The following is a 23,728-nucleotide window of genomic DNA, read 5'->3' as shown; positions in this document are numbered from 1 at the left end:
TTAACGCAGGTTAACCAGCGTATTGAGGATTTGATCCTGGGTTTTGATGGTCTGCGCGTTGGACTGATAGTTACGCTGCGCGACGATCATGTTCACCAGCTCTTTACTCAGATCAACGTTCGAAGACTCCAGCGCCCCGGCGGTCAGCGTACCCAGGTTACCGGTGCCGGCCAGGCCAACCAACGGCTGACCGGAGCTGTTTGAAGCCGCCCAGACATTGTCCCCCTGCGAAGTCAGCCCTTCCGGGTTGGCGAAGTTAGCCAGTGCTATCTGGCCCAGCAGCTGGGTTCGCTCGTTGGAGTAGTTACCGACCAGCGTGCCATCATCGTTAATCTGATAGCTCACCAGCTCGCCCGGGGCGTAGCCGTCCTGGCTTGGGTTACCGAAGGTGTTATCCCCGGTGTTCTGCTGCATACTGCCGGTGAGATTCAGCGCAAACGTCTGGGCGTTGGCGCCGTTTAACGCCCCCATATTCACCGCAACCGTACCCTGCGGCGCGGTCATCTGGCCGTTGGCGTTAAAGGTCATGGCAAAGGGCGCGGTGGCGACCGCCGGCGTACTACTGCTGTCAATCGGATGTACCGTCCAGTTGTTATCGCCATTTTTCACAAAATAGAGATCGATTTTGTGTTCGTTACCGAGGCTGTCAAAGGTGGTCATCGCCGTTTTACCGTTATAGCTGGTGGTATCGTTGCTGGCGAAGGTGGCGGTGGCCGGCACCTTATCGGAGGAGTTGAGGTTGGCCAGAACCGATCCGCCGGTGGTGGCGCGCGCGGTCATCTGCCCGGCCGACACGCTGAGCGGCACCAGGTTCGCCCCGGTCTGCACCGTCGGCGGCGTACCGGCCACCGGATAACCGGTCAGCTGCATCCCCTGCATATTGACAATATTGCGGTTGGCATCCAGCGTGAACTGGCCGTTGCGCGAGTAGAACACCGCGCCGCTGGCGTCGGTCAGGCGAAAGAAGCCCTGCTGACTGATCGCCACATCCAGCCCGCGGCTGGTGGCGGTAGGCGTACCGTCAGTAAAATTTTGAATCACACCGGCCACTTCCACCCCCATTCCCACCTTGGAGCCGGCAAACATGTCGGCAAAAGAGACAGAACTGGATTTAAACCCCGCAGTAGCGGAGTTCGCGATGTTGTTGCCGATCACATCAAGGTTACTGGCCGCGGCGTTAAGGCCGCTGACCGACTGGGAGAATGCCATCTGTCACTCCTGGATTGCGTATGCGTTAAAGGATTTGGCGAACGTTAGCGAGCGTGGTAGTGCCCAGCGTTCCGAGATCTAACCGTGCGCCATCGGTGTGATGGGTGACGCCATTTACCAGCGCAAAATTGAGCGCCTGTGCCACCATCGGTTCGCCGCCAAGACTGGCCGCCAGCGACACGGTGTACTTGCCGTCCGGCGCCGTGGTGCCGTCCGTCATGGTGCCATCCCAGGTAAAGGTGTGGACGCCGGCGCTCAGGCCACCGACCTCAAGGGTGCGGACCACTTTGCCGGCGGCATCGGTGACGGTGGCGGTCACGCTATCGGCCGCGCGCGCCAGCTCGACGCCAAACGGGGTGGTCTCACCCTTACCGACCAGTATCTGGCTGCCGGGGATCATCACGCCGTGGCCGATCAGGGCCGTCGCCTGCAGCGACTGGTTGCTGTTGATTTGCCCGGAGATGGATCCGAGGGTGGTATTGAGCTTTTCAATGCCGCTCAGGGTATTAATCTGCGCCAGCTGGGTGGTCAGCTCATTATTTTCCATCGGGTTAGTGGGATCCTGATTCTTAAGCTGGGTGACCAGCAGGGTCAGGAAGTTACTCTGTAAGTCGGCGCTGTTGCTGCCGCCGGTGGCCGCGCCGGAGTTAACCGTGGCGGTGTTGAGCGATTCATTGACGTTAACGGCGATGCCCACGTCAGGTTCCTTACTGACCGATGGTCAGGGTTTTCATCATCAGCGTTTTGACGGTATTCAACACCTCAACGTTGGCCTGATAGCTGCGCGACGCCGCCATGCTGTTAACCGTCTCGCCGACCACATCCACGTTCGGCATCCGCACGTAGCCTTTATCATCGGCCAGCGGATTGCCGGGCTGATACACCCGCTTTTCCGGTGACGGATCCTCCACGACCCCGGCCACGCGCACGCCGCCGGTGGCGGCGCCGGGTGCGGCGTCTACCTGAAACACCACCTGCTTCGCGCGGTAGGGCTGGCCGTCCGGCCCGGTGACGCTGTCGGCGTTCGCCAGGTTACTGGCCGCCACGTTCATCCGCTGCGACTGGGCGGTCATCGCCGAGCCGGCAATATCAAAAATAGTCAGCAGAGCCATCGATTATTGCCCCTGGAGTACGCTCATCATCCCTTTGATCTGGCTGCTGATCAGGGTGAGATCGGTTTGGTATTTCAGGCTGTTATCGGCGAACGCGGTGCGCTCGCGATCCATATCCACGGTATTGCCGTCCACGGCGGGCTGATCGGGTACCCGCCACAGCAGATCCAGCGAGGGCGGCTGCGCGGTTTGCGCCGGAATGTGCCGCGATGACGTCAGCGACAGCGCCATGCTGCTGCCGTCGGCGCGCCCTTTTTCCATCACCCGCTGCAGTTCGCTGGCGAAATCAATGTCGCGCGCCTGATAGCCGGGGGTATCCGCGTTAGCGATATTGCCGGCCAGCACCTCCTGACGCTGAGCGCGGAGATTGAGCGCTTCGGTGTTGAACCGCAGCGCCGCATCCAGTTTGTCGAGCATACGCCCTCCGAAAAAAGACTTTTCTGAGCAGGCAGAATAAGCCCGCGGGGGTGCACACCATCGACTGAATAGCGTGCAAATGCCCCGCTAATTTCGCGTTTGACTCTGCCCTGCCTTCGGTAAAATCAGTGCCATCTTCCCGTCAGGAGAGCGCCCATGTCGTCTTTCACCCTGCGCGCGCTGGCGCTGTGGCTGCTGCTCTGCGGCAGCGCCGCCGCCACCGCGCTCAGTGACCAGCTCACCGCGTTTTTTCAAACGCGCTTCGCCCACAGCGACACCGCGATTACGGTGGTGGTGCGCACGCCGGCGGCGCAGTGGCCGGTCTGCAATGCGCCGCAATTCTCCCTGCCGGGCAACGGCCGCCCGTGGGGCAATCTCAGCGTCCAGGCCCGCTGCGGCGACGCGCGCCGCTTTATTCAAGTGCAGGTGCAGGCCACCGGCCAGTATCTGGCCGTCAGCCGCTCCGTGCGCCGGGGCGACAGCCTGGGCGCCGGGGACGTACAGACGGTAAGCGGCCGCCTCGACACCCTGCCGACGCGGCTGATCCTCAACCCGTCGCGGGCGCTGGCGGCCGTGGCGCTGCGCGACCTGACGCCCGGCCAGCCGCTGACGGAGAGCATGGTGCGCCAGCCGTGGCGGGTCAAAGCCGGGCAGAGCGTGCAGGTGATCGCCCAGGGCGACGGCTTCAGCGCCATTGCCGCAGGAAAAGCACTGAATAACGCCACCATCGCCCAGCCGGTTCGGGTACGCCTGGCCTCCGGCCAGGTGGTCAGCGGCCGCGCCGATGCGGATGGGAATATTCTGATTACGCTGTAAAGGGCTAAAGATTGCGGCGAGACTGACGATAATGGCAGTAACAGAAAGCGCTAACATAGCGACCAGGCAGGCATCGCCCGTCTGCGATAAGGGGAGTCGATAATGAGCATTGACAGAACACCACCGTTAAAACCGGTGAGCACCGTTCAGCCGCGCGAGAATAGCGAAGCCAGCAGCAGCAAAACGCGTCCACACGCCGCAGCCGCACCGGCCTCGGCGGCTCAGGTAACGCTGAGCGGCGCGCAGGCGCAGCTGATGCAGCCCGGTGCGCAGGATATCAACAGCGCGCGGGTCGAGGCGCTGAAAACCGCCATTCGTCATGGGGAACTGAAGATGGACGCCGGTAAAATTGCCGATGCGCTGCTGCAGGATACCCAGGATTACCTGAAAGGACAGTAACCAATGCAGACGCTGAGCGCCGCGCTGGAAAAGATGCAGGAGGTCCTGACCTCACTGGCCGAGGTGATGGCGGCGGAGCAGCAACAGCTGGCCGCCGGCCGCCTGAACAGCAGTCTGCTCCAGCGTATCACCGAGGATAAGCAGTCGCTGCTGAACACGCTGCACTTCTTTGACCAGCAGCGGCAGGCGGCGGAGCAGAGCCTGTGCCTGACGGCGCCCTATCCGGGCCACGGCGCCGCGGCGGCGCGCTGGCAGGCAATCCGCACCGCCACCGCGGCGCTGCGCGACATCAATGTCCATAACGGACTGCTGCTGGAGCAGCAGATGGCCCATAACCAGGCCTCGCTGGCCCTGCTGCGTCCGCATCAAAGTCAGCATTTTTACGGCCCGAACGGGCTGGCGGTAAACACCCCGCCGCCGTCACGTAAGGTGTGACGGCGGAGCAGAGCCTGTGCCTGACGGCGCCCTATCCGGGCCGCGGCGCCGCGGCGGCGCGCTGGCAGGCAATCCGCACCGCCACCGCGGCGCTGCGCGACATCAATGTCCATAACGGACTGCTGCTGGAGCAGCAGATGGCCCATAACCAGGCCTCGCTGGCCCTGCTGCGTCCGCATCAAAGTCAGCATTTTTACGGCCCGAACGGGCTGGCGGTAAACACCCCGCCGCCGTCACGTAAGCGTGACGGCGGCGGGGCATTTCTCCCTCACTGCACGGTGCGGCGGGCAAAGTCACGCGGGCGAAAGCCCAGCCCCGCCAGCGTCAGGAAGTAGGCCGCGCCGCCGGCGGCGCAAACCGCCGCCAGGCGCAGCAGCCGCCACAGCATGTTGCCGCTTTCCCACGCTGGCATAACCTGCAGCAGCGCCACCAGCACCAGCGCCATTACCAGCACCGCCGCCAGCAGGCGGGCCATAAACCCACCCCAGCCGGGCTGCGGCTGGAAAATCTGCTGCTTGCGCAACTGCCAGTAGAGCAGGCCGGCGTTCAGGCAGGCCGCAAGACCGATCGACAGCGCCAGCCCGGCATGCTTCAGGGGACCGATCAGCGCGAGGTTCATCAGCTGGGTGCAAATCAGCGTCACGATGGCAATGCGCACCGGCGTTTTAATGTCCTGCCGGGAGTAGAAGCCCGGCGCCAGCACCTTCACCACAATCAGTCCCATCAAACCGACCGCATAGGCGATCAGCGCCTGCTGGGTCATCCAGGCATCAAACGCGCTGAACTTTCCATATTGAAACAGCGATACGGTCAGCGGACGGGCCAGGATCCCCAGCGCCACTGCCGACGGCAGAGCCAGCAGGAAGCAGAGGCGCAATCCCCAGTCCAGCAGGCGGTTATACTCCTGGTGGTTACCGGCGGCGAAGCTCTTCGCCAGCGACGGCAGCAAAATGGTGCCCAGCGCCACGCCCAGCACGCCGGAAGGAAACTCCATCAGCCGGTCTGCATAGTACATCCACGAGACCGAGCCAGAGGCGAGGAAAGAGGCAAATATCGTGTTGATAATCAGTGAAATTTGACTGACCGATACGCCGAGGATCGCCGGCCCCATCTGCCGCATCACCCGCCAGACGCCGGCGTCTTTCAGATTGAGGCGCGGGAGCACCAGCATGCCAATTTTTTTCAGGTGCGGTAGCTGATAGCCCAGCTGCAGTACGCCGCCGGCCACCACCGCCCACGCCAGTGCCAGCACCGGCGGATGAAAATGTGGCGCGGCAAACAGCGCAAAGCCGATCATGCTGACGTTCAGCAGCGTCGGCGCAAAAGCCGGCACTGAGAAGCGATTCCAGGTGTTAAGGATCGCCCCGGCCAGCGACGCCAGTGAGATCAGTAATATATAGGGAAAGGTGATGCGCAGCAGATCGGCGGTCAGGGCAAACTTGTCCGGCGAATCGGCAAAGCCCGGCGCAGTGACGGTTATCACCCAGGGCGCCGCCAGCATGCCGAGAAACGTCACCAGCGCCAGCGCCAGGGTCAGCAGCCCGGAGACATAGGCGACAAACACCCGGGTCGCCGCCTCACCCTGCTGACTTTTGTATTCTGCCAGAATCGGCACAAAGGCCTGCGAGAACGCCCCTTCGGCAAAAATGCGCCGCAGCAAATTGGGCAGTTTAAACGCGACAAAAAAGGCATCGGTGGCCATCCCTGCCCCAAACACGCGCGCGACGATCGCATCGCGCGCGAAGCCCAGCACGCGGGAAAACATCGTCATAGAACTGACCGCAGCCAGCGATTTCAACAGGTTCATGTGCGTTGTAAGCGTAAAGAAAGGTGGCGCTAGTCTACTGAAGCTGACAAAAATCGCCAGATCCAGTTGTTACAACGCGTGAGGATGCGCCTGCCAAAGCCGGGTGACCCAGCGCTGCGCCCGCAGCGCCTCTTCACCGCTGATGTGCGGCGCGGTGTGGTTCGCCACGCACGCAATAAAATGGCGCGCCGCGCCGGCAAATCCGCGCTGTTCGAGAGTGCTTTGCCAGCCTGGCACCGGATCCTGATAAACGCCCCGTGCCGTTTCGCACTGCCAGTCGCGCATCTCCTCCACCCGCATACAGGCGCCGTCGTCGATAGCCAGCACGCTCTCGCGCTGGCTGCCCGCCCGCCGGTGCATACTGGTGGTGACCAGCGTATCGCCGCGCTGAAAATGGTGCTCGGCGTACAGCAGGGCCCCCCGGGCATCCAGGAGCAGCTGACCGCTGCGCAGTGCGGCTTCCCCTCCGGCCAGCCACAGGGCGGTGTCCACCACGTGCAGATAGTCATCCAACAAGGTAACCCAGGCGGCGGCGCCGACGCTGTCGGTGCGGTGTTTATCCATGCGCAGCGAGGCCGGCGCGTCGAGCGCGGCCTTCAGCTGCAGATAGCGCGGCGCAAAGCGGCGATTAAACGCGACCATCAGCTTACGGCCACGCGCCGCAGCCAGCGCCACCAGCTGTTCGGCCTCATCAAGGGTAGCGGCCAGCGGCTTATCCACGCAGACGTCGACCCCGGCTTCCAGCAGCATACGCACCACCGCAAAGTGGCTGGCAGTGCTGCTGTGCACAAACACCGCATCACTGGCCGCGGCCAGCGCCGCCATCTGGCTAAAACAGGGGATACGCCAGCTGGCGCATACCGCCTGCGCGCGCGGCTGGTTGGGCGAATAACCGCCCACCAGCGTCCAGTCGACGCTGTGCGCCAGCACCGGCAGCCACGCTTTTTGCGCGATCCCGCCCAGCCCGACCACACCGATCCGCGGCTTACGCATCCTGTGACACCGCCGGCAGCAGACTGGCCAGCTGCGCTTTCAGCACCTGCATGTCAGCCTCCAGGCTGGCCACCCGCGCGGCCAGTGCCGCCGGATCCTCCGCGCTGTCGAACGGCGGTTCGGCGTTCTCGCCTGCGGCGGGGGCGGTATCGCCGCTGAACAGGTGACGGTAGCGGCTCTCGCGCTTGCCGGGCTCGCGCGGCAATCGCTGCACCAGCGGACCGTCATCGCGGCTGGCCAGCCGATCCAGACAGGCTTCGGTGGCGGCGACGTCGGCAAAATCGTGCAGCCGCTGACAGCGAGTGCGAATTTCGCCCGGCGTCTGCGGCCCGCGCAGCAGCAGCGTGGCGATCGCCGCCACCTCGCCGGGATGCAGGCGCAGCTGGCCAAACGTTGAGTTACACAGCCGCTGCTCATACTTCATCACCCGACTTCCGGGGGTGCTCAGGGCGGTGACCAGATGTTTTTTCACCAGCAGATCGAGCGTGTTCTGCACCTCGCTGTCGCTGAGCGACATCACCGGATCGCGATTGGACTTTTGATTGCAGGCGGTCACCACGGCGTTCAGGGAGAGCGGATACTGCTCGGGCGTGGCGATCTGCTTTTCCAGCAGCGCGCCAATCACGCGCGCTTCCAGGGCGGAGAGTACGGTTTTCATTAGACAGTCCTGTTTGCTTAGCCGCCGCGCTGCGGCGTCCAGTCGGTTGAGGTCAGTGCGGTCAATACGTGATCCTGCCACCTGCCGTTAATCAGCAAATAAGCTTTGGCATAGCCCTCTCGTTCAAATCCCAGCCGCGTCAGTAAATTGCCGCTGCGCTGATTGTGCGGCATGTAATTGGCCATGATGCGGTGCATCCGCTGCTGACGCTGCATGTAGCGAATGGCCGCCTGCAGCGCTTCGAACATCATGCCCTGCCCCTGCCACTGCTCACCCAACGAATAGCCGAGATAGCAGGCGTGAAACGCCCCGCGCAGCACGTTGCTGAAGTTGGCCACGCCGCGTACGCAGGTTTCCTGCGGATCCATGACCACAAAGTAATAGGCGCTCCCCTGGCGGTGCATTTCCGTAATCAGCCCCAGCCGCGCCTGCCAGCCGGAGGGGTAGCAGTGGCTGTCATCGCGCAGGGGCTCCCAGGGCTGCAGAAAGGCGCGGTTTTCAGCGTAGTAATCGGCCATACGCCAGGCATCGCGTTCATGCACCAGCCGAACCACCAGCCGATCGGTGGTCAGGCGCACCTTCGGCATATTAGAACGGTAGCCAAACATCTCTTTTCCTCAATCCCTGGCTCTCGACGTGCTGATGCGGTCTGCACCGGATACAGCGTTACGTACTTCACTATAACCGCCCCCCTTCACTGCGGTAAATTATTTGCCAGCAAAAAAGCGGCTAACTCGTTAAAAATGAGCAAAATTCGTCCCCAACTCGCCGCTGAGGCGCCGGCCTTGCGATTTGCTCTTCGCCCCTTTCTCTCCCATACTTTCTTCGCCTATTCAACACATTGATACCGCTTCGGCGGCAGTCATCAAGGAGGTCATACGGTGAAACTGTACATTTACGACCACTGCCCGTTTTGCGTCCGGGCAAGGATGATTTTTGGCCTGAAGAATTTACCGGTAAAACTGCTGACTCTGCACAACGACGATGCGGCCACGCCGGAGCGCCTGGTGGGGAAAAAGATGGTGCCGATCCTGTGTAAGCCTGACGGCAGCTACATGACCGAAAGTCTCGACATCGTGGCGTTTGTCGATCGATCGGATCGGCAGCCGCTGCTGACCGGCCCGCTGAGCGCGGCAATCGGCGACTGGCTGCGCCACGTCGACGGCTACGTGAACAAGCTGATTATCCCGCGAGTAGCCGAAGCCCCTTTCGACGAGTTTGAGACGCCGGCGGCTCGGCAACACTTTATCGCGAAAAAAGAGGCCACCCTTGGTGATTTTGCCGAGCTGAAGGCCCATTCACCGGGCCTGATTAAAAAGATAAGCGATGACCTGCGCGATCTCGATCCGCTGATAGCCCAGTCAAACGCGGTCAACGGTGAGCCGTCGCTGGACGATATTCATCTCTTCCCGCTGCTGCGTTCTCTGACGCTGGTCAAAGGCATTGATTACCCCAGTCGGGTAGCAGAATACCGCAATAATATGGCCAATCAAACGCAGGTGCCGCTGCTTTCCGGCTGGGCGCGCTAAGCCCTTTCCTCCCCGGCTGCGCCGGGGAATTCATCCTTCTCCTGGTGACAGGCGTTCCGCGATCCGGCACCCTGTAGAGGTGGGCGCTTGCCCGGTTAACGATATGAGGATGATAATGAAAAAGGCTTTTCACGGATGCTGTCTCCTGCTGGCCGGACTTCTGCTGGCGGGCTGCAATCAATTAACCAGCTATACCATCGGCGAAAATGACATCAATCAGGCGCTGCAAAAACGCGACAAGTTTGAAAAACAGATCGGCGTTGACGGCTTGCTGAACGCCCACATTACCCTTGATCAGCTGCAGAGCCAGATTGGCCGCGAAGAGCCGGGCAAAATTACCCTGACCGGTCATGCGAATGTGGCTATCACGTCGCTGCTGGGATCGCAGAAGGCGGATATGCAGCTGAAGATGAAAGCCCAGCCGGTGTATGACGCCCGGCAGGGCGCGATTTTCCTGCGCGATTTGGAGCTGGTGGATAGTCGCGTACAGCCGGAAAACATGCAGGCGCCGCTGAAAACCCTGACGCCCTACCTGAATTCGTCGCTGAAGCAGTGGTTTGATGTACACCCGGCGTATGTCCTGAGCAGCGAGCGCAGCAAGGCCGAGCTGATGGCGAAAAAGTTGGCGAAGGGACTGGAAGTCAAGCCCGGCGAGCTGGTTATCCCGTTTACCGACTGAGAAGTTGCGGGCATGTTAGCCGACGGCCCGCCCAATTATTGTTATAATATAACACCAGAAAAGGGGTGCATTTGCCCCTGATTCTGGTTATCTTTACCCCCCGGCTTCAATCCATCCCTGGATCTCCATCCTTTTGCCGGAGCACACGATGACTGCTTTACCTCAGGAAATACTCCTTCGCCGCCCAGACGACTGGCATATCCATTTGCGCGATGACGCCATGATGCGGGCGGTCGTGCCCTGGACCAGTGCGGTCTCCGCCCGCGCCATTGTGATGCCCAATCTGGTGCCGCCGGTCACCAGCGTGGCCGCCGCGCGCGCTTATCGTGAACGGATCCTGGCGGCGGTACCGGCGGGAGACGGCTTTATGCCGCTGATGACCTGCTACCTGACCGATTCACTGGATCCCGATGAGGTGGCGCGCGGATTTCACGACGGCGTGTTCACCGCCGCCAAGCTCTATCCGGCGCACGCCACCACCAACTCCAGCTTTGGCGTGACCAGCATCGCCGCGATTGCCGGCGTGCTGGCGCGGATGCAGGAGATAGGCATGCCGCTGCTGATCCACGGCGAGGTGACCGACGCCCACGTCGATATTTTTGACCGTGAAGCCCGCTTTATCGACGACGTGATGATCCCGCTGCGTCAGCAATTTCCGACCCTGAAAGTGGTGTTCGAGCACATCACCACGCGCGAAGCGGCCGCCTGGGTCGCCGAGTCCGACGATCGCGTCGCGGCGACAATCACGCCGCAGCATTTGATGTTTAACCGCAACGACATGCTGGTGGGGGGCATCCGGCCACACCTCTACTGCCTGCCAATCCTCAAGCGCAACGTACATCAGCAGGCGCTGCGTGACATCGTTGCCAGCGGCCATCCGCGCTTTTTTCTCGGCACCGATACGGCACCGCACGCCCGCCACCGCAAAGAGGCCTGCTGCGGCTGCGCCGGGGTCTTTAACGCCCCGACCTCCCTGCCCGCCTACGCAACCGTGTTTGAAGAGCTGGGCGCGCTGGCTCACCTGGAGGCCTTCTGCTCCGGGAACGGCCCGCGCTTCTATGGCCTGCCGCTCAACGAGGAAAGCATTCGCCTGGTGCGCAAGCCGTGGACGGTGCCGGAGACCCTGCCCGCCGGAGACGACACGCTGGTGCCGTTCCTCGCCGGACAGACGCTGAACTGGCAGGTCGAGCGCCTCTGAGCCGACGGCGTAAATTCGCTTGCCCGGGCGCTGGCGATACTGTATAAAATCACAGTACCAAATGGAGGCTGGACTATGCGTATTGAAGTGACCGTAGCGAAAACCGCCCCGCTGCCGCCGGGCGCCATTGAGGCCCTCGGCGCCGAGCTGCACCGCCGCATCAATGCGGCGTTTCCCCTGGCTGATCACCACGTTCAGGTGCGCTACGCTGGCGGCAACCAGCTGACGGTGATGGGCGGCAACAAAGACGATAAGGCGCGCATTACTGATATTTTACAAGAGACCTGGGAGAGCGCTGACGACTGGTTCAGCGCCGACTGAGGCGTCCGTACCCCCCTTTTTGCCGGGTGTCGCCATCCGGCTTTTTTACGTCTGCGGGTTGCTATCGAGCGCGGGATAAATGTGATATACACTGCTTTAACCCATCCGGCGGCGTGCTGCCCGTTACCCGAGGAGAGCCTGACCTATGTTTCCGGAAAAATCGGAAGACGCCATGACCTTTGGCGAACTGCTGGCGCTGATTCGCGATCAGCAGCACCGTTTACAGGTGTTAGAGAATGCCTTTAGCTACCTGACCTTTTGCCTGGATGATAAGGCTGGTCAGCTGCTGGTGCACAACCTCAAGCTGGAAGCGCAAAATCAGCAGCGTGATGCGCAAACGCAGCAACACTTTGCCGCACTGGCGCAGGATATTGAGCAGCGGCTGGGAGGGCGACGGGCACCCGATGACGTGCCGCCGCTGAACTGAACGCCGCGCGGTGATTTTTTGTTACAGATAGTGACTTTTCCTTCGCGCGACGCGCGGGTTAATTTACCTGTGCGATTTTACAATCGTGTTATAATTATTTAGCTCTGTAAGAAAGCTACATTGAACCTCAATTACACGCTTCGTTTTCGCAAGTACTAAGGGGGTTATAATGGACCGGGAAAAAGATGTTATTCAAACCCATCCGCTGGTGGGATGGGATATCAGTACCGTTGACAGCTATGACGCCATGATGATCCGTTTACATTCCCTATCATCGCAAGAGCAAAAAGAAGAGGATGCGGATGTGGGACAGACTTACTGGCTAACCACCGATGTAGCCAGACAGTTTATCTCGATCCTCGAAGCGGGCATTGCACAGATTGAAGCGGCACAGTACGACGTGCGCCCGAGTCGCAAGCACTGATCGACGTTGCGCAGCAGAGAGGCACCCCTGAGCGGGTGCCTTTTTGTTATCGGCCGCGTCCGGCCACCCACGCCGCAGGCCAGTTCCGCGGGCGGCGGCATCGCGCGCTCCCCCCATCCCTCCCTGCTCCGCCTTGTTTTTTCACGATAAAACACCTATGTTGTGGGCATTTTTACGAGCCTTAAGTGAGGGTACACAATGATTTACGATCTGATTGTGGTGGGCAGCGGCTCGGTCGGCGCCGCTACCGGCTGGTACGCCACCCGCGCCGGTCTGAACGTGCTGATGACCGACAGCGGTCATCCGCCGCACGATCAGGGTAGCCACCACGGAGAAACCCGCCTGATACGCCACGCCTACGGCGAAGGGGAGGCCTACGTGCCGATGGTGTTGCGCGCGCAGCAGCTGTGGGACGAGCTGGAGCAGCTGGCCGGGGAAAAAATCATGCACCGCTGCGGCATCATCAATCTCGCGCCGGCCACCTCGCCCTTCATCCGCAACGTGATTGACAGCGCGCAGCGCTTCGCGTTGCCGGTCAGCGTACTGACGCCGGAGCAGGTCACCGCACGCTGGCCGCAGCTGCAGGTACCGGAAAATTACGTTGGCGTTGTTGAAGCTCACTCCGGCTATCTGCGGTGTGATGTCGCCATCCGCCACTGGATCCGCCTCGCCCGCGAAGCCGGCTGCGCGCAGCTGTTTAACTGCCCGGTCAGTCGCGTAAGGCGCGAAGGCGATCTGCAGGTGGTAACGACCGCCGATGGCGATTACCGCGCGCGCAAGGTGCTGTTCAGCGCCGGCACCTGGGTCACCCGCCTGCTGCCGACGCTGCCGGTCACCCCGGTGCGCAAGGTGTTTGCGTGGCATCAGGCCGATGGCCGCTACAGCGAGCATAATCAGTTTCCGGCCTTTACCGTGGAGATGCCGAACGGCGAGCATTACTATGGCTTTCCCGCCGATAACAATGCCCTGAAGGTAGGCAAGCATGACGGCGGTCAGCCCATCACCGATCCGTCGCAGCGCACGCCGTTCGGCAGCGTGGCCGCCGACGGCAGCGAGCTGTTTCAGTTTTTGCGCCAGTTTTTACCGGGCGTTGGGGTCTGCCTGCACGGCCAGGCCTGTACCTATGACAATACTGCGGATGAGCACTTCATTATTGACACGCTGCCTGATGATGCCGACCGGCTGATCATCAGCGGCCTGAGTGGTCACGGCTTCAAATTTGCCAGCGTGCTGGGCGAAATCGCCACGGCGTTTGCCTCTAACGCGCCGCCGCCGTTTGATCTCGCCGCCTTCTCACTCGCCCGTTTCGAACGCTGATCCTGTTGGTGCGCGCCACACGCCCCCGGCGCGCACCCGGCGGCGACCGTCTTCAACAAAATATCCGCCCCTGGCCGCACCGCTTATTCAGTAAAACTGAACCAGAGCCCACTATAAAAAACTTTACCTTTCACCATCTTGCGCGCGGGCGCATTCCGCGAGACTCTTTGATTATTCGTGCTGATAAACGGAGTTCAACGGATGTGGAAGAACGGCCCAACCCACTATGGACATCTTTCGATCGTGCTGCACTGGCTGGTCGCGCTGGCGGTGTACGGCATGTTTGGCCTCGGGCTGTGGATGGTCAGCCTCGGCTATTACGACACCTGGTATCACGACGCACCGGCGCTGCACAAAAGCATCGGCATCACCCTGTTAGCGCTCATGGTATTTCGCCTGATTTGGCGCGGAATATCTCCGCCACCCAGGCCGCTGAGCCACTACAGCCCGGCGGTGCGCTACAGCGCGATGCTGGTGCACTGGCTGCTGTACGGCGGCCTGTTTGCCATTTTGATTACCGGATACCTCATCTCCACCGCCGATGGCGAGGGCATCAGCGTCTTCGGCTTGTTTACCGTCCCCGCCACGCTCACCGGTTCGGCCCTGCAGGCGGATACCGCCGGCGAGGTGCATCTCTGGCTGGCGTGGACGGTGGTGGTGGTCTCGGTGTTGCACGGCCTGGCCGCGCTGAAACACCATGTTGTTGACCGCGACATCACGCTAAAGCGGATGCTGGGTCGACGCCCTGATTAACGCTGGAAAGGAACCTGTTCATGCTAAAGAAAACCGTTAGCGGTCTGGCGCTAAGCGCACTGCTGCTGGCCAGCGGCAGCGCCGTCGCCGCCGAGTATAAGATGGATAAAGAGGGGCAGCACGCGTTTATCCAATTCCGTATTCAACATCTGGGCTACAGCTGGCTGTACGGCAGTTTTAAAGACTTTGATGGCCGCTTTACCTTTGATGAGAAGAATCCGGCCGCCGATAAGGTCGAGGTCACCATCAATACCCAGAGTCTCGATACCCACCACGCCGAGCGCGACAAACATCTGCGCAGCGCAGATTTCCTGAATGTGGCCCGCTATCCGCAGGCGACCTTTGTCTCCACCTCCGTGAAGCCGCACGGCGAGGGCCTGGACATAACCGGCGACCTGACGCTGAACGGCGTCACCCATCCGGTCACGCTGGTGGCGAAAAAGGTCGGTGAAGGGAAGGATCCGTGGGGCGGCTGGCGCGCCGGCTTCGAGGCCAGCGGCAAATTTGCCCTGAAGGATTTCAATATCAAGAAGGATTTAGGCCCCTCTTCGCAGGAAGTGGAGCTGATCCTGTCGGTAGAGGGCATCCGCCAGTAAGCCCCCGCCGGCACGCGCCCGGGGCGCGTGCCGGCGCCTTATTTCTGCTCCGGCGTCGGGATCTTCATGGTCATATTAAGCAGACCGCGTGATTTATTGAAAATCTTATTGCTGGTTTCGCGGCCGGCGCGGCGCTGACGCTGCTCTTCCGGCGACAGCTTGCTCTCTTCCATACACAGCGGGCTGCAGCAGCCCTGGTACTTCTCGGCGCAGGCCGGACACTGGATAAACAGCAGGTGACAGCCGTCGTTAACGCAGTTAGTGTGCGTATCACAGGGCGCACCGCACTGGTGGCAGTGGGACAGGACATCCTCAGAAATGCGCTCCCCCATCCGCTCATCGAACACAAAGTTCTTGCCTTTGAAGCGCACGGGTAAGCCCTGCTCACGCGCGCGGCGGGCGTACTCAATGATCCCGCCCTCAATGTGATAAACGTTGTCAAAACCGTTGTGCTTCATCCAGGCGCTGGCTTTTTCACAGCGGATCCCACCGGTGCAGTACATGACAATTTTTTTGTCACGTTCTCCCTTGAGCATATCCACGGCCATGGGCAGCTGGTCGCGGAAGGTATCGGCCGGCACTTCAACAGCGTTATCGAAATGGCCCACTTCATACTCATAGTGGTTGCGCATATCCACAAACACCGCGTCGGGATCGTCGAGCATCGCGTTCACCTCCGCCGCCTTCAGATACTGACCGACGTTGCTGGGGTCGAAGTGCGCATCGTCAATACCGTCGGCCACAATGCGGTCGCGCACCTTGAGGCGCAGCACCCAGAACGACTTACCGTCATCCTCCAGCGCGATATTCATGCGCAGGTTATTGAGCGCCGGATCAAAGGCGTACAGCGTGTCTTTCATCGCCTCATAGCGGCTCGCCGGCACGCTGACCTGGGCATTGATGCCCTCGCCAGCAACGTAGATACGGCCAAAGACCTGCAGCGCGGTCAGCGCGCGGTACAGCGCGTCGCGGAAGGCTTGCGGATCGGCGATAGTGAAATATTTATAAAAGGAGACCGTGGTGCGCGGCTCGGTTTCAGCGAGCATGCGCGCCTTCAGCTCTTTATTGGAGACGAGGTTGTGTAACACTGGCATGGTGTACGTTTCCTTTGGCAATCAAGCATAAATTCGCCGCGCATGATACCTGATTTGCCCCTAAATAACAGTCCCGGGCACGTGCTGCCTTGACCGGATGCGCGTCAGCGACAACCATCAATGCTGTCTGCCGTTATTCTTATCTTGCAAGGAGTGAAGCATGTCGCATCTGTTTAGCCCGATTACGCTGGGTGCCCTGACCCTGCCAAACCGTATCGCCATTGCCCCCATGTGCCAGTACTCGGCCGACGAGGGGCGGGCCACCGCCTGGCACCGAATTCATCTTGGCCAGCTGGCGCTGTCGGGCGCCGGATTACTGATTATCGAAGCCACCGCCGTGACGCCGCCGGGGCGGATTACCCCGCAAGATTTAGGGCTGTGGGACGACGCCAGCGAGCGGGCGCTCGGCGAGGTGCTGGACGATGTCCGCCGCTACTCCACCATGCCAATCGGCATCCAGCTCGGCCACGCCGGCCGGAAAGCCAGCTGTGCCCAGCCGTGGCGCGGCGGCAAGCAGCTGCCGATAGGCCAGGGCGGCTGGCAGACGGTCTCGGCCTCCGCCCGACCGTTCAGCGACGCCGACGCGCCGCCGACCGCCATGCGCGAGGAGGAGATTGCCGGGCTGATTGCCGACTTTGTCACCAGCGCCCAGCGTGCCGATCGGCTGGGCATTGACCTGATTGAGATCCACGCCGCGCACGGCTACCTGCTGCATCAGTTTTTATCGCCGCTGTCGAATCAGCGCGAGGACCGCTGGGGCGGGTCGCTGGAGAACCGGATGCGGCTGACGCTGGAGGTATTCAGCGCGGTGCGCGCCGCAGTGCCAGCGCATAAGCCGGTCGGCCTGCGGCTGTCGGCCAGCGACTGGGTGGACGGCGGCTGGGATATCGCACAGTCTATCGCGCTGAGCCAGGCGCTGGAAGCACGCGGCTGCGCATACATTCACGCGTCCAGCGGCGGACTGTCGCCGGCGCAGCAGATCCCCGTAGGTCCCAACTACCAGGTACCGTTTGCCGCCGCTTTGCGCCAGCAGGTGAACATCCCGGTGATTGCGGTCGGGCTGATCACCGAACCGCAGCAGGCGGAAGCGATCCTGCAGCAGGGCGAGGCGGACATGGTCGCCCTGGCGCGCGGCATGCTGTATAACCCGCGCTGGCCGTGGCACGCCGCAGCGGCACTGGGGGCCACCGTACAGGGGCCACCGCAGTACTGGCGCAGTGAGCCGCATGAGGTGAAAGGCCTGTTTCGTCAGTAACCTACCGCCTGCGGCGCGGCGGATCCTTCCGCCGCGTTTCCGAAAACGCGAAAAAATGGCACAATAGGCCTCAATGACCCGGACGGGGCTGGACGTTAGCGCCCCCCTATTGACAAACTGGATGACAATGACTCAGCTGCCTCACTTTTCTCGCGCACTGCTGCACCCCCGATATTGGTTAACCTGGTTTGGTATTATTCTGCTCTATCTGCTGGTGCTGTTGCCCTATCCGCTGCTCTGCTACATAGGCTGCGGACTTGGCCGCCTGTCCATGCGCTTTTTAAAACGCCGCGTAGCGATTGCCGAACGCAACATTGCCCTCTGCTTTCCCACCATGCCGCAGGCCGAGCGCGACGCCATGGTGCGGAAAAACTTTGAGTCGGTTGGCATGGGGCTGATTGAGACCGGTATGGCCTGGTTCTGGCCGGACTGGCGCATCAGCCGCTGGTTTACCGTCACCGGTCTGGACAACATCACCAAAGCGCAGCAAAAGGGACGCGGCGTACTGCTGATTGGTATGCACTTCTTAACCCTTGAGCTGGGCGCCCGCATTTTTGGCATCCACAATCCCGGGATTGGCGTGTACCGGCCGAACGACAACGCGCTGCTGGACTGGCTGCAGACCTGGGGTCGGATGCGTTCCAATAAATCGATGATTGATCGCGCCGACGTAAAAGGCATGATCCGCGCAATGAAAGCCAATGAGATAATCTGGTACGCGCCGGACCATGACTACGGCCCGCGCGCCAGCGTGTTTGTGCCCTTTTTTGCCGTGCCGGATGCCGCCACCACCCGCGGCACCTGGATGCTGGCGCGAATGGCAAAACCGTCGGTTATCCCGTTTGTGCCGCGCCGCCTGCCGGGCGGCAAGGGCTACGAGCTGGCGATTCTGCCGGACGTCAGCGAGGAGATGCCGCTGGACGATGAAGCCAGTACCGCCACGTTCATGAATAAAGTGGTCGAGCACGGCGTCCTGATGGCCCCGGCGCAGTATATGTGGCTGCACCGCCGCTTTAAAACCCGCCCGGAGGGGGCACCTTCCCTGTATTGATCCACGAACCCGCCCCGGCGGGCGTGGCTCCGGCCCGCCCGCCTCCCCGCTTCCAGCGCTTTTTTTTCTTTCCCCGACTTGCATCTTTCCTGCTGGCGTTAACACTTAGTCTGAACTGAAATCCCCCATTAGCAGGAGACGGCCATGGAACTCTACTCCACCCTGGAAGAAGCAATTGATGCCGCACGCGAGGCCTTTCTGGAAAACGAAGGCGTCAGCGAAGAGGACGCCAGCGTGGCGCAATTCTCTTTGCAACGCTACGTGATGCGCGACGGCGAAGTAAACTGGCAGGCGGAATTTCACGCCGAAGAGTCAGAAGAGAGCGAAGGTTATCCGCTGGCCTCCGGCGAGGCGGCGCAGGCGGTGTTTGACGGCGATTTTGACGAGGTTGATTTGCGCCGCGACTGGCCGGCCGAACAGACGCTGTATGAGTGGGACGATAACGAATTTCAGTACGACCCGCCGCTGGACAGCGAAGAGGGCGAGGCCGCAGCCGAAGAGTGGGAGGACGATAACACCGACGCCGACAACCGCTGGGCGTAAACCGCTATTCCCACGGGCCATGCTGGATATCCACCGGCAGCAGCAGGGTATCCAGCAGCAGCGACAGCGGCAAATCGAGGATGGTCAGCCAGCGCCACCCACCGTCGCGCACATCCCACTGCACGCCGGGATAATACTGATTGCCGTGCCCCTGCCCCGGCAGTGTGCGGCTGATGATACTGCCGCAGCCGCTCAGCAGGCTGGCGCAGAGGGTAAGTACGATGAAACGTTGGCAGAGGTGGGAAAGGGGCATCGCGCGATCTCGCAGAGTGACAGCGCGGATCGTGTCCCGTTATTCGCGCGTCAGATAAAAAAGCGCCGGGTTCAACCCGGCGCGTCTTCTACAGTCAGCTATCGTGCCGCAGCGCCTGCGGGTTCAGCGTCAGCCGCTGATAGCTGTCAAACCAGTCGTGATACTTATCGGCGCTCTGCCACAGGCGGTAGTGCAGCCGGGCCAGGGTGACCGGGTCGCTCAGCAGCAGTAAACGCTGGTCGCGATTGAGCTTCTCAGGAGACTCACCCAGCGCCTGCTCAACGCGGCGGTCGCGGGCATACTCCAGCACATCACTGCGCAGGTGACGCGAGGTCGCCAGCGCGCTGGCCAGCGCATTAAAGGCCGGATGGAACACGGCATGCATAAAGCCGTCGTCCAGCGCCCGCGCGCGGTTCAGCGCCACGTAGCGATCGGTATCTTCCAGCTCTTTCGGCGTCTGATACTCTTCGGGGATCAGAAACAGCTTCGCGCGGCGGCTTTTCAGTCCGATCGTTGCGCGGCTGGAGATCACCGACACAAACGGCGACAGGATCAGCGAGAAGACAATTGGCGACAGCCACCACAGGAAGTTGAGATCCAACCAGCCCATGCCCACCGCCCAGACGATACCCAACAGCATCTGCGAACCGTGCCGGCGCAGCGCTTCGCTCCACGGCGTGGCGTCATCGTCGCGCTGCGGTGAGTTCCACACCACTTCCCAGCCGAGGAAAGCGCTGACCACAAACACGGTGTGAAACAGCATGCGCACCGGCGCCAACAGCACCGAGAACAGCATCTCCAGCATCAGGGACACAAACAGCCGCAGCGCGCCGCCGTAGGCCTTTGCCCCCTTACACCAGATCAGCACCACGCTGAGCAGCTTCGGCAGGAACAGCAGCACCAGCGTCGTGGAGAAGAGCGCAATCGCCAGCTCCGGCCGCCACTGCGGCCACACCGGAAACAGCTGTCGGGGCTGCAGAAAGTAGGTCGGCTCCACCAGCGTATGCACCACCTGCAGCGCGGTGGAGAGCGCCAGGAACATAAACCACAGCGGGGCCGACAGGTAGGACATCACCCCGGTCAGGAATACCGCGCGGTGTACCGGGTGCATGCCCTTCACCAAAAACAGGCGAAAGTTCATCAGGTTGCCGTGACACCAGCGGCGGTCTCGCTTCAGCTCGTCCAGCAGGTTGGGCGGCAGCTCCTCGTAGGAACCTGGCAGATCGTAGGCAATCCACACTCCCCAACCGGCGCGCCGCATCAGCGCCGCCTCCACGAAGTCGTGCGACAGGATCGAACCGGCAAATGAGCCTTCGCCGGGCAGCGGCGCCAGCGCGCAGTGCTCGATAAACGGCTTAATGCGGATGATGGCGTTATGCCCCCAGTAGTGCGACTCCCCGAGCTGCCAGAAATGCAGGCCGGCGGTAAACAGCGGTCCGTACACCCGGGTGGCAAACTGCTGGCAGCGCGCGTAGAGGGTATCCATCCCGGAGGCTTTCGGCGATGACTGGATAATCCCGGCGTTGGGATTGGCCTCCATCAGCCGCACCAGACCGGTCAGGCACTCGCCGCTCATCACGCTGTCGGCGTCCAGCACCACCATATAGCTGTACTGGCTGCCCCAGCGGCGGCAGAAATCATCGATGTTACCACTCTTGCGCTTCACGCGGCGGCGGCGGCGGCGATAGAAAATTTTACCGGCACCGCCAACGTCGCGAACCAGCTCCATCCACGCTTTCTGCTCCGCCATGGCAATGTCGGCGTTGTAGCTGTCGCTGAGGATATACACGTCAAAATGCGCCTGCTGTCCGGTGCGGACCACCGATTCCCAGGTCGCGCGCAGGCCGGCAAACACCCGCTCCACGTCTTCGTTACAGATGGGCATGATCAGCGCGGTACGGTGCTCGGGATTGATCGGCTCATCGTCCTGCAGGCCGTAGGAGATACTGTATTTGTCCCGGCCAATCAGCAGCTGTAAGAAGCCCATCAGCGCGGTCCAGAAGCCGGCGGAGACCCAGCAGAACAGGATGGCAAACAGGAACAGAATCCCGGTCTGCAGCACGTACGGCAGGATATGCAGCGCGGACTGCTGCCAGTTCTGATTCAGCATCTCCATCGGATCGATCAGTGCCCAGCCCTGGTACGGCAGAATGGTCTTCATATACCAGGTGGCCACGGCGGTCTGGAACAGCGTCAGGATCAGCAGGATGTAGCGACGAAAGGAGCCAACGTGGCGCCATTTGTCTTCGGCCTGCTGCTCTTCGGCGGTGGCGTAGCGGTGAGTGCTCTTTCGCCCACGCAGGGTATCCCAGAAGCGTGCAACCGGGTTAGTGCGCCACGCCTCCGGATACATTGAAGCGCGGTGATGTTCCGGCATCGCCTTCAGGGTCGTGCGGTCCAGTGCGTCCCGATCAAACTGGGCGCCGCCGTCCACGGCGTCGGGCCAGTGCATCTCCACGCGGGATTTAACCGACGCCAGCGGCGAATCATCGGGGCGGCTCGCCACCGGCTCCTGCACGGACAGCGCCTGGTGGACATGGCTGAGCGCGTCGGTATCATCCGCCGGCAGCGCGCGGGTGAGCGCCCCTTTCCGCTCGGCGGAAAGGGGCAGCATCGCAATATATTCGGCGGCTTTTTCAGTAGGCTTATTCATTGGCAGGTAACTGATAGCTCCAGGTTTCGGTCAGCGTTTTGTCGCCATTGGCCAGCGCGGCGCGCATTTCCAACGGCTGTTTCGCCTCTTTTACACGCACGCGCAGCACCAGACGCCAGCCTTTAGTGACCGGGTTATAGCGCACGCTGCTCTCCACCAGCTCGCCGTTATCACCGACGCTCACCTGCGGGGTCAGCGGGGTGTCTTCCGGCAGCTTGCTCATCTCATCACCGACGTAGTCAATGATAAAGGCAATGCTGCCGTCGGGCTGGCGGACCAGGTTAGCCTGCTTCACATCGCCGGTAGAACGCAGGGTCTGCTTGACCCACGCCGTGTCCGGCGAGTGCATTTTGTCTTCGTTACGCGTGAAGTACAGGCGATAGTTGATGTCCATCTCTTTGCCCGGCTCGGGCGGGGTGTCCGGTGACCAGAACGCCACGATGTTGTCGTTGGTTTCATCCCCGGTCGGGATTTCCACCAGCTCGACGTGTCCTTTACCCCACTTGCCCACCGGCTCCACCCAGCCGCTGGGGCGCAGATCGTAGCGATCGTCAAGGTCCTGATAGTGGCTAAACTCGCGGCCGCGCTGCAGCAGACCAAAGCCCTGCGGATCCTCCACCGTAAAGGTGCTGACCGCCAGGTGGCGCGGGTTATTGAGCGGACGCCAAATCCATTCGCCGTTGCCGGCATGGATAGACAGACCGTTAGAGTCATGCAGCGCCGGGCGGAAGTTAGTGACCGTCGACGGCTGATGCGAGCCAAACAGGAACATGCTGGTCAGCGGCGCGACGCCCAGCTTGCCCACTTTATCACGCAGATAGACTTTCGCCTGCACGTCAACCTTGCTCTCCTTGCCCGGCCAGAGCACAAAGCGGTATGCGCCGGTAGCCCGCGGCGAGTCAAGCAGCGCATAAATCACCAGGTGCTTATCGCGCGGCTTCGGTCGCTCAATCCAGTACTCTTTGAAGCGCGGAAACTCTTCGCCAGACGGCAGAGCGGTATCAATCGCCAGCCCGCGCGCCGAAAGGCCGTACACCTGCCCGGCGCCGATCACGCGGAAGTAGCTGGCACCCAGCCAGCTGGCGATCTCGTCGGATTTATCGTTGTGATTGATCGGATAGAGCACTTTGAAACCGGCAAAACCGAGGTTTTTGACCGTATCGGCATCGTGCTTAACGTTGCCGAAAGTAAAGTAGTCCGGATTATATTTGATTTCACGCACTGAAGTGGCCGTCACCTCATTCAGCTTCACCGGGGTATCGAAATACATCCCCTGATGATAAAACTCCAGCTTGAACGGCGTGCGCAACTTACCCCAGTAGGCCTTATCGTGGTTGAACTGAATCTGCTGGTAGTCAGCAAATTTCATCTCGCGAAACTGTGAGGGGAGATTGCTCTTTGGCGCATCGAAGCTTTTGCCGGCCATCTCCTTCGCCTGCTTAGCCACGTCATCAATGCTGAACGCCCAGCTACCGCTGGTATACAGTGACAGCACAACCGCTGCACTGACCCAGCGCAATTTTCTCAGTCCCGGTGTGTTTTTCATTTTAATTAGCACAACTCCCCCTTTCGTGTGCTTAAATCAATTCGCTTCATCTTAATGGATTAATCGCGATTCTGACAGCCTGCCGGCGATTATGTTCCGGCCTGAACAGCGGCGCAAGCCCCCATTTCTCAAGCGTTTACCCGGCCAGTTTTCCGGCGCTTCCAGATTCTGCTGATGGTCAAATCATAGCGCATGTTGCACACTGATGGATTGAGGATTATTCCCGATTGCAAGGCCGCGTCC

28 protein-coding genes are annotated in these 23,728 nt (G+C 61.2%); 16 read left to right on the top strand and 12 right to left on the bottom strand.

All coding sequences use genetic code 11. The annotated features are described in order from the left end of the window. The 4 genes from flgE to flgB are packed head-to-tail and all read right to left on the bottom strand — an operon-like array spanning nucleotide 1 to nucleotide 2,738. Nucleotides 1-1,209 (bottom strand): flagellar hook protein FlgE, encoded by a 1,209-nt coding sequence (flgE, locus tag BS626_RS03485; protein WP_075180983.1) that lies wholly within the window; start codon nucleotides 1,207-1,209, stop codon nucleotides 1-3. A 25-nt stretch (nucleotides 1,210-1,234) separates the two neighbouring features. After that, the gene (gene flgD / locus BS626_RS03480) at nucleotides 1,235-1,906 is read right to left on the bottom strand and encodes a flagellar hook assembly protein FlgD (RefSeq protein ID WP_075180982.1); all 672 of its coding nucleotides are present in this window, start codon (nucleotides 1,904-1,906) and stop codon (nucleotides 1,235-1,237) included. A gap of 10 nt (nucleotides 1,907-1,916) precedes the next feature. Further along, the gene (gene flgC / locus BS626_RS03475) at nucleotides 1,917-2,321 is read right to left on the bottom strand and encodes a flagellar basal body rod protein FlgC (RefSeq protein ID WP_075180981.1); all 405 of its coding nucleotides are present in this window, start codon (nucleotides 2,319-2,321) and stop codon (nucleotides 1,917-1,919) included. Between the two features lie 3 nt (nucleotides 2,322-2,324). Continuing rightward, the gene (flgB, locus tag BS626_RS03470) at nucleotides 2,325-2,738 is read right to left on the bottom strand and encodes a flagellar basal body rod protein FlgB (RefSeq protein WP_075180980.1); all 414 of its coding nucleotides are present in this window, start codon (nucleotides 2,736-2,738) and stop codon (nucleotides 2,325-2,327) included. Nucleotides 2,739-2,894: 156 nt separating this feature from the next. Between flgB and flgA the strand changes: the two genes are divergently transcribed. From flgA to flgN (BS626_RS03450), 4 genes are all read left to right on the top strand, one after another. Continuing rightward, nucleotides 2,895-3,554 carry a flagellar basal body P-ring formation chaperone FlgA gene (gene flgA, locus BS626_RS03465; protein ID WP_075180979.1) on the top strand — a complete coding sequence of 220 codons (660 nt, stop codon included), beginning with the start codon at nucleotides 2,895-2,897 and terminating at the stop codon, nucleotides 3,552-3,554. Between the two features lie 102 nt (nucleotides 3,555-3,656). Next, nucleotides 3,657-3,953, top strand: a complete 297-nt coding sequence (gene flgM, locus BS626_RS03460; protein ID WP_075180978.1) for a flagellar biosynthesis anti-sigma factor FlgM — start codon at nucleotides 3,657-3,659, stop codon at nucleotides 3,951-3,953. 3 nt (nucleotides 3,954-3,956) lie between these two features. After that, a complete protein-coding gene (gene flgN / locus BS626_RS03455; protein WP_075180977.1) occupies nucleotides 3,957-4,388 on the top strand; it encodes a flagellar export chaperone FlgN in 432 nt (143 codons plus the stop codon). Beyond that, nucleotides 4,385-4,723 (top strand): flagellar export chaperone FlgN, encoded by a 339-nt coding sequence (gene flgN, locus BS626_RS03450; RefSeq protein ID WP_075180976.1) that lies wholly within the window; start codon nucleotides 4,385-4,387, stop codon nucleotides 4,721-4,723. The genes flgN (BS626_RS03455) and flgN (BS626_RS03450) overlap by 4 nt, the downstream gene beginning before the upstream one ends. On the opposite strand, the gene murJ is transcribed toward flgN (BS626_RS03450), so the two are convergent. The 4 genes from murJ to rimJ all read right to left on the bottom strand — a co-directional run bounded on the left by murJ (nucleotide 4,657) and on the right by rimJ (nucleotide 8,454). Beyond that, the gene (gene murJ, locus BS626_RS03445) at nucleotides 4,657-6,195 is read right to left on the bottom strand and encodes a murein biosynthesis integral membrane protein MurJ (RefSeq protein ID WP_075180975.1); all 1,539 of its coding nucleotides are present in this window, start codon (nucleotides 6,193-6,195) and stop codon (nucleotides 4,657-4,659) included. The two genes, flgN (BS626_RS03450) and murJ, sit on opposite strands and share 67 nt — an antisense overlap. Nucleotides 6,196-6,264: 69 nt before the next feature. Then, the gene (locus BS626_RS03440) at nucleotides 6,265-7,188 is read right to left on the bottom strand and encodes a Gfo/Idh/MocA family protein (protein WP_075180974.1); all 924 of its coding nucleotides are present in this window, start codon (nucleotides 7,186-7,188) and stop codon (nucleotides 6,265-6,267) included. Next, nucleotides 7,181-7,846: a YceH family protein gene (locus BS626_RS03435; RefSeq protein ID WP_075180973.1), complete on the bottom strand. Its 666-nt coding sequence runs from the start codon at nucleotides 7,844-7,846 to the stop codon at nucleotides 7,181-7,183. Before BS626_RS03435 ends, BS626_RS03440 begins: the two co-directional genes overlap by 8 nt. 17 nt (nucleotides 7,847-7,863) lie before the next feature. Beyond that, nucleotides 7,864-8,454, bottom strand: coding sequence for a ribosomal protein S5-alanine N-acetyltransferase (gene rimJ, locus BS626_RS03430; protein ID WP_075180972.1), 591 nt, complete (start codon nucleotides 8,452-8,454; stop codon nucleotides 7,864-7,866). 273 nt (nucleotides 8,455-8,727) lie between these two features. Between rimJ and grxB the strand changes: the two genes are divergently transcribed. The 9 genes from grxB to BS626_RS03385 all read left to right on the top strand — a co-directional run bounded on the left by grxB (nucleotide 8,728) and on the right by BS626_RS03385 (nucleotide 15,090). Further along, nucleotides 8,728-9,375 (top strand): glutaredoxin 2, encoded by a 648-nt coding sequence (gene grxB, locus BS626_RS03425; RefSeq protein ID WP_075180971.1) that lies wholly within the window; start codon nucleotides 8,728-8,730, stop codon nucleotides 9,373-9,375. A gap of 115 nt (nucleotides 9,376-9,490) precedes the next feature. Further along, nucleotides 9,491-10,054: a lipoprotein gene (locus BS626_RS03420; RefSeq protein WP_075180970.1), complete on the top strand. Its 564-nt coding sequence runs from the start codon at nucleotides 9,491-9,493 to the stop codon at nucleotides 10,052-10,054. Nucleotides 10,055-10,202: 148 nt separating this feature from the next. After that, nucleotides 10,203-11,252, top strand: coding sequence for a dihydroorotase (pyrC, locus tag BS626_RS03415; RefSeq protein ID WP_075180969.1), 1,050 nt, complete (start codon nucleotides 10,203-10,205; stop codon nucleotides 11,250-11,252). Nucleotides 11,253-11,327: 75 nt separating this feature from the next. Then, nucleotides 11,328-11,573: a DNA damage-inducible protein I gene (gene dinI, locus BS626_RS03410; protein ID WP_075180968.1), complete on the top strand. Its 246-nt coding sequence runs from the start codon at nucleotides 11,328-11,330 to the stop codon at nucleotides 11,571-11,573. Between the two features lie 145 nt (nucleotides 11,574-11,718). Next, complete coding sequence (locus tag BS626_RS03405; protein ID WP_075180967.1) at nucleotides 11,719-12,000, top strand: hypothetical protein; 282 nt, start codon at nucleotides 11,719-11,721, stop codon at nucleotides 11,998-12,000. A gap of 169 nt (nucleotides 12,001-12,169) precedes the next feature. Further along, nucleotides 12,170-12,424 (top strand): biofilm formation regulator BssS, encoded by a 255-nt coding sequence (bssS, locus tag BS626_RS03400; RefSeq protein ID WP_075180966.1) that lies wholly within the window; start codon nucleotides 12,170-12,172, stop codon nucleotides 12,422-12,424. A 198-nt stretch (nucleotides 12,425-12,622) separates the two neighbouring features. Then, complete coding sequence (solA, locus tag BS626_RS03395) at nucleotides 12,623-13,741, top strand: N-methyl-L-tryptophan oxidase (RefSeq protein ID WP_075180965.1); 1,119 nt, start codon at nucleotides 12,623-12,625, stop codon at nucleotides 13,739-13,741. Nucleotides 13,742-13,942: 201 nt separating this feature from the next. Then, on the top strand, nucleotides 13,943-14,494 hold the full coding sequence (locus BS626_RS03390; RefSeq protein ID WP_075180964.1) for a cytochrome b: 552 nt from the start codon (nucleotides 13,943-13,945) through the stop codon (nucleotides 14,492-14,494). Nucleotides 14,495-14,514: 20 nt separating this feature from the next. Next, entirely contained in the window at nucleotides 14,515-15,090 is a 576-nt protein-coding gene (locus BS626_RS03385; RefSeq protein ID WP_075180963.1) for a YceI family protein, read from the top strand. Nucleotides 15,091-15,128: 38 nt separating this feature from the next. Here the strand turns inward: BS626_RS03385 and BS626_RS03380 are convergent, their stop codons facing one another. Beyond that, nucleotides 15,129-16,184 (bottom strand): rhodanese-related sulfurtransferase, encoded by a 1,056-nt coding sequence (locus tag BS626_RS03380; protein WP_075180962.1) that lies wholly within the window; start codon nucleotides 16,182-16,184, stop codon nucleotides 15,129-15,131. A gap of 160 nt (nucleotides 16,185-16,344) precedes the next feature. On the opposite strand from BS626_RS03380, the gene BS626_RS03375 reads away from it, so the two are divergent. The 3 genes from BS626_RS03375 to BS626_RS03365 all read left to right on the top strand — a co-directional run bounded on the left by BS626_RS03375 (nucleotide 16,345) and on the right by BS626_RS03365 (nucleotide 19,033). Further along, nucleotides 16,345-17,439, top strand: coding sequence for an NADH:flavin oxidoreductase/NADH oxidase (locus BS626_RS03375; RefSeq protein ID WP_075180961.1), 1,095 nt, complete (start codon nucleotides 16,345-16,347; stop codon nucleotides 17,437-17,439). 127 nt (nucleotides 17,440-17,566) lie between these two features. Then, nucleotides 17,567-18,490: a Kdo(2)-lipid IV(A) acyltransferase gene (locus tag BS626_RS03370; RefSeq protein ID WP_075180960.1), complete on the top strand. Its 924-nt coding sequence runs from the start codon at nucleotides 17,567-17,569 to the stop codon at nucleotides 18,488-18,490. A gap of 144 nt (nucleotides 18,491-18,634) precedes the next feature. Continuing rightward, a complete protein-coding gene (locus tag BS626_RS03365) occupies nucleotides 18,635-19,033 on the top strand; it encodes a MysB family protein (RefSeq protein WP_075180959.1) in 399 nt (132 codons plus the stop codon). A gap of 4 nt (nucleotides 19,034-19,037) precedes the next feature. On the opposite strand, the gene BS626_RS03360 is transcribed toward BS626_RS03365, so the two are convergent. From BS626_RS03360 to BS626_RS03350, 3 genes are all read right to left on the bottom strand, one after another. Next, entirely contained in the window at nucleotides 19,038-19,286 is a 249-nt protein-coding gene (locus BS626_RS03360; RefSeq protein ID WP_075180958.1) for a YceK/YidQ family lipoprotein, read from the bottom strand. A 94-nt stretch (nucleotides 19,287-19,380) separates the two neighbouring features. After that, entirely contained in the window at nucleotides 19,381-21,939 is a 2,559-nt protein-coding gene (gene mdoH / locus BS626_RS03355; protein WP_075180957.1) for a glucans biosynthesis glucosyltransferase MdoH, read from the bottom strand. After that, nucleotides 21,932-23,467, bottom strand: coding sequence for a glucan biosynthesis protein G (locus BS626_RS03350; protein WP_170870433.1), 1,536 nt, complete (start codon nucleotides 23,465-23,467; stop codon nucleotides 21,932-21,934). Before BS626_RS03350 ends, mdoH begins: the two co-directional genes overlap by 8 nt. Nucleotides 23,468-23,728 lie beyond the last annotated feature (261 nt).

This window comes from Pantoea sp. 1.19 (assembly GCF_001922585.1).
GTDB lineage: Bacteria > Pseudomonadota > Gammaproteobacteria > Enterobacterales > Enterobacteriaceae > 1-19.
The sequence above is the reverse complement of the archived record's forward strand: the minus strand, read 5'-3'. Positions and strand labels throughout refer to the sequence as shown.

What these genes read in the sequence shown, in the direction of transcription:
- flgE (WP_075180983.1), bottom strand. Translation starts at nt 1,209, where the DNA reads ATGGCATTCTCCCAGTCGGTCAGCGGCCTTAACGCCGCGGCCAGTAAC.
- flgC (WP_075180981.1), bottom strand. Translation starts at nt 2,321, where the DNA reads ATGGCTCTGCTGACTATTTTTGATATTGCCGGCTCGGCGATGACCGCC.
- flgB (WP_075180980.1), bottom strand. Translation starts at nt 2,738, where the DNA reads ATGCTCGACAAACTGGATGCGGCGCTGCGGTTCAACACCGAAGCGCTC.
- flgA (WP_075180979.1), top strand. Translation starts at nt 2,895, where the DNA reads ATGTCGTCTTTCACCCTGCGCGCGCTGGCGCTGTGGCTGCTGCTCTGC.
- flgM (WP_075180978.1), top strand. Translation starts at nt 3,657, where the DNA reads ATGAGCATTGACAGAACACCACCGTTAAAACCGGTGAGCACCGTTCAG.
- flgN (WP_075180977.1), top strand. Translation starts at nt 3,957, where the DNA reads ATGCAGACGCTGAGCGCCGCGCTGGAAAAGATGCAGGAGGTCCTGACC.
- murJ (WP_075180975.1), bottom strand. Translation starts at nt 6,195, where the DNA reads ATGAACCTGTTGAAATCGCTGGCTGCGGTCAGTTCTATGACGATGTTT.
- BS626_RS03440 (WP_075180974.1), bottom strand. Translation starts at nt 7,188, where the DNA reads ATGCGTAAGCCGCGGATCGGTGTGGTCGGGCTGGGCGGGATCGCGCAA.
- BS626_RS03435 (WP_075180973.1), bottom strand. Translation starts at nt 7,846, where the DNA reads ATGAAAACCGTACTCTCCGCCCTGGAAGCGCGCGTGATTGGCGCGCTG.
- rimJ (WP_075180972.1), bottom strand. Translation starts at nt 8,454, where the DNA reads ATGTTTGGCTACCGTTCTAATATGCCGAAGGTGCGCCTGACCACCGAT.
- BS626_RS03420 (WP_075180970.1), top strand. Translation starts at nt 9,491, where the DNA reads ATGAAAAAGGCTTTTCACGGATGCTGTCTCCTGCTGGCCGGACTTCTG.
- pyrC (WP_075180969.1), top strand. Translation starts at nt 10,203, where the DNA reads ATGACTGCTTTACCTCAGGAAATACTCCTTCGCCGCCCAGACGACTGG.
- dinI (WP_075180968.1), top strand. Translation starts at nt 11,328, where the DNA reads ATGCGTATTGAAGTGACCGTAGCGAAAACCGCCCCGCTGCCGCCGGGC.
- BS626_RS03405 (WP_075180967.1), top strand. Translation starts at nt 11,719, where the DNA reads ATGTTTCCGGAAAAATCGGAAGACGCCATGACCTTTGGCGAACTGCTG.
- bssS (WP_075180966.1), top strand. Translation starts at nt 12,170, where the DNA reads ATGGACCGGGAAAAAGATGTTATTCAAACCCATCCGCTGGTGGGATGG.
- solA (WP_075180965.1), top strand. Translation starts at nt 12,623, where the DNA reads ATGATTTACGATCTGATTGTGGTGGGCAGCGGCTCGGTCGGCGCCGCT.
- BS626_RS03390 (WP_075180964.1), top strand. Translation starts at nt 13,943, where the DNA reads ATGTGGAAGAACGGCCCAACCCACTATGGACATCTTTCGATCGTGCTG.
- BS626_RS03385 (WP_075180963.1), top strand. Translation starts at nt 14,515, where the DNA reads ATGCTAAAGAAAACCGTTAGCGGTCTGGCGCTAAGCGCACTGCTGCTG.
- BS626_RS03380 (WP_075180962.1), bottom strand. Translation starts at nt 16,184, where the DNA reads ATGCCAGTGTTACACAACCTCGTCTCCAATAAAGAGCTGAAGGCGCGC.
- BS626_RS03375 (WP_075180961.1), top strand. Translation starts at nt 16,345, where the DNA reads ATGTCGCATCTGTTTAGCCCGATTACGCTGGGTGCCCTGACCCTGCCA.
- BS626_RS03370 (WP_075180960.1), top strand. Translation starts at nt 17,567, where the DNA reads ATGACTCAGCTGCCTCACTTTTCTCGCGCACTGCTGCACCCCCGATAT.
- BS626_RS03365 (WP_075180959.1), top strand. Translation starts at nt 18,635, where the DNA reads ATGGAACTCTACTCCACCCTGGAAGAAGCAATTGATGCCGCACGCGAG.
- BS626_RS03360 (WP_075180958.1), bottom strand. Translation starts at nt 19,286, where the DNA reads ATGCCCCTTTCCCACCTCTGCCAACGTTTCATCGTACTTACCCTCTGC.
- mdoH (WP_075180957.1), bottom strand. Translation starts at nt 21,939, where the DNA reads ATGAATAAGCCTACTGAAAAAGCCGCCGAATATATTGCGATGCTGCCC.